4 protein-coding genes and 1 tRNA gene are annotated in these 4,771 nt (G+C 60.5%); 3 read left to right on the top strand and 2 right to left on the bottom strand.

What is annotated here, in order from left to right:
- From FNJ47_RS44585 to FNJ47_RS44575, 3 genes are all read left to right on the top strand, one after another.
- A partial coding sequence (locus FNJ47_RS44585) for a fimbria/pilus outer membrane usher protein (protein WP_163162942.1) occupies positions 1-1,778 on the top strand: 1,778 nt, incomplete at its 5' end.
- An 87-nt stretch (positions 1,779-1,865) separates the two neighbouring features.
- On the top strand, positions 1,866-2,858 hold the full coding sequence (locus FNJ47_RS44580; RefSeq protein WP_163162940.1) for a spore coat protein U domain-containing protein: 993 nt from the start codon (positions 1,866-1,868) through the stop codon (positions 2,856-2,858).
- Between the two features lie 617 nt (positions 2,859-3,475).
- The gene (locus FNJ47_RS44575; RefSeq protein WP_236000540.1) at positions 3,476-4,132 is read left to right on the top strand and encodes a hypothetical protein; all 657 of its coding nucleotides are present in this window, start codon (positions 3,476-3,478) and stop codon (positions 4,130-4,132) included.
- On the opposite strand, the gene FNJ47_RS44570 is transcribed toward FNJ47_RS44575, so the two are convergent.
- Both FNJ47_RS44570 and FNJ47_RS44565 read right to left on the bottom strand, forming a co-directional pair.
- Positions 4,127-4,203 (bottom strand) — tRNA-Met (locus tag FNJ47_RS44570). The two genes, FNJ47_RS44575 and FNJ47_RS44570, sit on opposite strands and share 6 nt — an antisense overlap.
- A 114-nt stretch (positions 4,204-4,317) precedes the next feature.
- Positions 4,318-4,683: a hypothetical protein gene (locus FNJ47_RS44565; protein ID WP_163162938.1), complete on the bottom strand. Its 366-nt coding sequence runs from the start codon at positions 4,681-4,683 to the stop codon at positions 4,318-4,320.
- Positions 4,684-4,771 lie beyond the last annotated feature (88 nt).

Below are 4,771 nucleotides of genomic sequence, written 5' to 3'. Positions count from 1 at the left end.
TCGGCGGCCTTCAGGCTCAACGCGATTTTGCCCTGCGGCCCGATCTCATTACCGCGCCGCTCGCGACCATTGGTGGTAGCGCGGCAGTGCCGTCAACCGTCGACGTCTATGTCAACAACATCAAGACATTTTCTCAGGACGTCGCGTCGGGCCCTTTCAGCGTGAACAACGTACCGCTGATTTCCGGCGCCGGCACGACGCAACTCGTGGTGCGGGATTCGGCAGGTCACGAAATCCAGACGTCGGCGCCGTTTTATGCGACCTCTAGCCTGCTTGCGCCCGGGCTGAGCAGCTGGTCGGTGGAGGGCGGATTGCCGCGGCTGTCCTACGGCTCGAGCAGTGACGTCTATGTCGGCTCGCCTGTCGGCTCCGCAACCCTGCGACGAGGTATCTACGACGGCTTGACAGCAGAGGCGCACGTCGAAGGCGGAGCCGGCGTCATCAACGGTGGCATCGGTGGTGTCTTCAGAACCGGGACGATCGGTGTCGCCGCCGTGGCCTTGGCTGGCAGCGGAAGCGGCACGAACCGCGGTCTGCAGAGCTACGCTTCCTATGAGACCCGGCTCTTCGGCGTGAGCATTTCGGCGAGTTCGCAACACACCTTCGGCACCTACGACGACCTTGCCTCGGCGACCGCAAGATTGCAAAACATCGCGACGCTGAACGGCGGCCTGCAAAACCTGAACGGTCTGTTCAACTACCTGCCCGGCAGAATCGCTTCGCTGTCGAACTCGTTCGCCTATGTGACCGGCATCTATGGCAGCGCCCGTGCGCCGGTCGCACTCGATCGCATCACTTTCAGCGCTCCGATGCCGTTCGACCCCCGGGCCAACCTGAGTGCAAGCTTTGTCGGTCTGCGCGATGACTCAAGCCATCGTTCCAATATCGTGACGGCCTCTTACTCGCGTTCGTTGCCCTATAATGCGTCGATATTCTCCACAGTCTTCCACGATTTCCGTACCAAAAGAAATACCGGCGTGTTCGCCGGTTTGAGCATCCCTTTTGGCGACGCTGCTTCTGTTACGACCGGGGTTTCGAGCGGACGGAGCGGTACGACCGGTAGCGTTGATGCCGTCAAGTCGCTTGGGCCGGAGCCTGGCAGCTATGGCTGGCGCGTCCACGATTCCGAAGGCTCATCGAGGTACCGGGAGGCAACGGCTTCCTACAGGTCGAGCTACGGCACCATCCAGGCAGGCGCAAGCCAGGCCGGATCCGGCAGCGTGGGATCGCTGGAATTGCGCGGTTCGATCACCACCATGGGAGGTGGTGTTTTCCTTTCGAACTGGATCGACGACAGTTTCGCGGTGGTCGCGACTGGCGTGCCGGATGTCGAGGTCCTCAGCGAGAATCGTCGGGCTGGTGTCACCGATTCCAGCGGTATGCTGCTGATTCCGACGCTCCGGTCCTATCAGAGGAACAAGATTGCGATCGACCCAACGAACCTTCCGGTCGACGACGAAGCAGCAACGACGCATGACATCGTCGCTCCAGCCGATCGCGCCGGGATGCTCGTCAGATTTGACGTCCGCAAGGAGACGACGGCTGCGCTGGTTACCTTTGTCGGGCCTGACAATCGCGTTCTGCCGGCCGGAGCCGTCGGCCACATGACCGGCGGAGACAGGTTTGTCGTAGGCTACGACGGGCAGGCCTACATCAAGGGGCTATCGTCAATGAACGAAGCCGAAATCGAGTTAGCCGACACACGCTGCCGCGCCACATTTGCGTTTATTCCGCGGCCGGGCGAACAAGTCCGGATCCCCGGGATCGCGTGCCGATGATGCAGTCATTCATACGAAAATAGTGTCTTCCTATATCAATCTCCCCGATCATCCGTTCCGACCAACCCGCATCGTGAGATCGAAATCGTGGTCATCGGCTCAAAGCGAACTTTGGTCTTCGCCCTGCTCCTGCAATTTGCGGCATCGCTTTCGGCCCATGCCCAAAGCTGCTCCGTTACCTCGGCGTCCGGCAACTACGGATCCGTCGACATTCTGGCGGGTGGCGCCGTCGACACGACCTCGACATTTACCGTAACATGCAGCGGCTGTGCGCTCGGCTGCACGGTTAATGCGTGTGTGCAATTCAACCAGGGGGCGCCCAACAGCAGCAGCTCGGTTCGATCACTTGGAAGTGGGGCGAATACGGCAATACACGAGCTCTATACCGATTCCGGGCGCACGCAGGTTTGGGGATCCTGGGGATATGGTACCACCGCGTATGGCTCCGGTGGCGTCAGCATCAATCTCAGCCTTCCCCTTTTGGGCGGGCCCGCGCAACAAACTCTGACCGTCTATGGGCGCTTTCTCGCCAATCAGCAGTCAACGATACCCGGGACCTACGTCTGGAGTACGGCCTCTCCGGTCGTCGCCTACGCGGCCTATCTTCTGACTAGCCCGAATTGTTCGTCGAACCCGGGGACGACGACAAATGCAGGCTCCTCGCCCTGGACGGCGACAATCGCCGGAAATTGCATTGTTTCGACTACGCCACTCAACTTCGGTAACGCTTCGCTGTTGACGTCGAACATTGACGGCGTTGGAACGATTTCAGTGAAGTGCACCAATACGACCCCGTACTCGATCGGCCTCGACAACGGACTACATGCAAGCGGCAGCCAACGGCGCATGCAGGCAGGCTCCAGCTTCATCAATTACAATCTCTTTACGGACGCGGCCCGGAGCGGCGCCTGGACAAGCACGACATCCGCTACAACCTGCACGTCCGGTGCCAATACCTGCGTGCTTGGCACAGGAACGGCGTTGATTCAGAACGTTTCAGTCTATGGGCGAGTTCCACCGCAAACCTCGCCACCACCAGGAGCCTACGCCGACACCATCGTCGTCACCGTGACCTTCTAGCCCGATCTTCCCGGATTAGCGGATAGAAAGTCCGAAAGTCAAAATCGACACAACGCCGATCGCGGCAAATGTCCAACTCCTTCAATTTCGACAGCCGATGACCGCACCAGTTTCGCACCAGAAAGGAGCTCACCGAAACGCAACGAAAGCGATCAAATTCGAACGAAAGCGCTGCCAAATCAACCAAGCCGATCGTTATCCCGCTGCTCATAACGGTCTGCTCGAAGGCTCGTGCATCTGAAGGCTCGTGCATCTGATGGCGCAGCATGCTCGTGACGTGGGCGCGGGCAGAACAAGACGGTCCAGATATCATCTTCTGAGAGTTTGTCCGTTTTGTTCCCTATCATAACCAATTCCACGATCGGCGCATAAGCGCCCTGCTTCTCTCACTAGTGCGCAGCATCTTGTGAGGATGAAGCGCGTGAGGACGAGAGCGCCCGAATCCTCGTGAGGAGTGGCAGAGCATTAATGTGCCCAAACTGCGGATCGTCGAACAATCCGTTTGGGAGCAGGCGCACGCTTTGAAAACCGAGAAGGGTCACTTGGCCAGTCACATGAAGCGACGGGCGCCGCATCTCTTGTCTGGTCTCCTTCGGTGCGGTTGCTGCGGATCTGGCATGTCAGTCCACGACCGCGACAAGACCGGAAAGACCAGGATTCGTTGCTCAGCCGTGCGCGAGAGTGGCAGTTGTTCAAATCGCAGGATCATCTACCTGCGCGACGTCGAAAGACTTGTGCTCAGCGGGATGGTCGAGGAGTTGAAGGACCCACGGCTGATCGAGACCTATGTCCGCAACTACAACAGTGAGCGAGAGCGGCTTGCGGGTAACGCCTCTGCGGAGCGCCTGCGGCTAGAGGCCAAACGTGATCGGATCGAAGGCGAGCGTCAGCGCAACATTGATCTCGTGATCAAGTACGTGATTTCCGAGGAGGATGCTAAACAACGGATCGCCGAGCTGAAGCAAGAGCGGTTGCGCGTCGAGGCGGAACTGGCTGCGCTCGAGGAGGCCCCTACCCCCATCTCACTGCATCCGGCAACGCTGGACCGCTACATCGAAACCGTCAATGCGCTTGCCGACACGATAGCCACGCAAGCGCGGAGGACGACCGGGGCCCGCTGGTCGCCGACTTCAGGTCGCTTGTGCACAGTGTCATCGTCCACCCGAAAGGCCCTTGGGAAGGCTTCGAGATCGAGGTCAAGGGAAAGCTGGCCGCATTGGTCGGCGGAGAGGTCTTTCCGAAGGCCCACCACAATAGTGGGGGACCGTTGGTAGCGGGAGAGGGACTCGAACCCCCGACCCCAGGATTATGATTCCCGTGCTCTAACCAGCTGAGCTACCCCGCCATGGGCTCGCGATCGGCGGCATAAGCCGTACCTGCGAACGCGCGGCATATAAAGAGTGGCAAGTGCGCCTGTCAAGCAAACCCGGACAGGACCGCAACTTATTGCAGACAGAGGCTATTTCGGCCTGACCGATGGGTCGCCACCGGGGCTGCCGGGCGGTGGAATCACCGGCGTGTTGCCGCCTTGCGGGGTCGGCGCACGCATTTCGGGATCGACACCGGCCGGCGGGCACAGGACACCGTCGGATTTGGCGAGCTTGTCACCGAGCGCCTGGCCGCCCTGCCCGGTCGTGGTTCCCTCCGGAACCGCAGCACCCGGATGCGAAGGCTGTTGCGGCGCGCAATTCACGGCCGTGCGTGACGGCGCCGGCGGCGCGGTCTGTGCCGGCGGCGTGGCGGGCGCGGGCGGCGCCTGCGCCGCGACAACGGCCGGCGCCAGCATCAGCATACAGGACAAAGCGAGCGTTCGATTGATCCTCATGACGAGAAAACAGGGACGAGGCGCCGATGTTCCCGGTCAAATCCTCACGATTTGCGGAAACGGATCAGCGAGAAATGCCCCATCGGCG

It is taken from the genome of Bradyrhizobium uaiense, from assembly GCF_010811875.1.
Taxonomy (GTDB): Bacteria; Pseudomonadota; Alphaproteobacteria; order Rhizobiales; family Xanthobacteraceae; genus Bradyrhizobium; species Bradyrhizobium uaiense.
Note: the sequence above shows the minus strand (reverse complement) of the source record. Positions and strands in the feature narration are given on the sequence as shown.